The following is a 229-nucleotide window of genomic DNA, read 5'->3' on the forward strand; positions in this document are numbered from 1 at the left end:
GGACGTGGGCGCAGCTCGGTATTCATCTCAAGCCGAATGCCTTTTTAAATGTAAATGGCTTTTATGATGATTTACTTAAATTTCTGAAGATGACCACCGACAAAGGCTTTACCCATGCACGCTTTACCGACAGTCTGATTGTGTCGGATTCGGTGAAAGCAATTTTAAAGCAGATGGATCAATTCCAAGCACCTGAACCGAAGTGGGGTATGGTTGATCCTGAGTTGTT

General features: G+C 43.7%; 1 protein-coding gene. It reads left to right on the top strand.

Features of this window, described 5'->3' with window-relative positions; translation table 11 throughout:
* A partial coding sequence (locus RRF55_RS28305) for an LOG family protein (RefSeq protein WP_439419340.1) occupies positions 1 to 229 on the top strand: 229 nt, incomplete at both ends.

Source organism: Klebsiella sp. K47 (assembly GCF_051858335.1).
In the GTDB taxonomy this organism is placed as follows: domain Bacteria; phylum Pseudomonadota; class Gammaproteobacteria; order Enterobacterales; family Enterobacteriaceae; genus Klebsiella; species Klebsiella pneumoniae.